Here is an 808-nt window from a genome sequence, read left to right on the forward strand (position 1 = left end):
CGGCATCTACTGCGACGTGGCCAAGACGTACGCGCCTGGATTGATGATGCTAAGGACTACCGAGGGCAGTGTCAGTTCCCGCTCGCGCTCCTCCAGGGCCTGCACCTCTTCCTCCTTCGCCACGAGGGAGTTGGCGAGCACGAGCACTTCAGCAAGGGTCGCGACCTTAGCCGCCCTCATCTCGTCGCGGTCCGCGCGGGCCTGGGTCAGCTGCGCCTTCAGCTCCATAACCGTCGGGTCGTCGCTGGACGGCGCAGTCAAGATCTCGTAGATATCGTCACGAGAGAGGAACTGCAGCAGCACGCCGAGGTCGTCGGGCTGGCCGATGAGCAGGTCGTCGACCGGAGCCTTCTCGATGGTCAGGTCACCTTCCTGGCATCTATAGGCAGGCTTCCGGCCGTGCCGCACGCCGCCCGGCCCGTTGTACTCGACCCTCGTCAGGCCGCCGCATCTGCCGCACCTCAGACCGGCGGTCAGCTCGTACCTGGTGCCACCGCCCCGGTAGGTCACCCGCCCGGGCGCGCCGAGGATGCGCTGCACGTTCCAGTAGCGGTCCCTCGGCACGATCCCGTCCCATACGCCCTCGAACAGCTCGCCCTTGTAGGACCGCAGACCGGCGTACGAGGCCCGGTGCGCCATGTCGATCAGGTGCGGCCCGCAGAACGGCCGGCCATCCCGGTTCGTGTATCCGCGCCGCTCGAATCGCCGGGCGATCTCGGCCGTGGGGACGTGGAGCTCCAGGAGCCGGAACAGCGCACGGATGACCATCGAGCGGGTCGGGTCCTCGGTCCAGGTCTGCAGCGTCCCG

At 67.8% G+C, this 808-nt stretch carries 1 protein-coding gene; it reads right to left on the reverse strand.

Annotated elements, in window-relative coordinates; all coding sequences use genetic code 11:
- Window positions 1-6: 6 nt before the first annotated feature.
- Window positions 7-808 (reverse strand): hypothetical protein (locus tag CCN56_RS43660; protein ID WP_179200130.1); only part of this gene is annotated, 802 nt, incomplete at its 5' end.

Source organism: Streptomyces sp. NRRL B-24572, assembly GCF_002156145.1.
Taxonomy (GTDB): Bacteria; Actinomycetota; Actinomycetes; order Streptomycetales; family Streptomycetaceae; genus Streptomyces; species Streptomyces vietnamensis.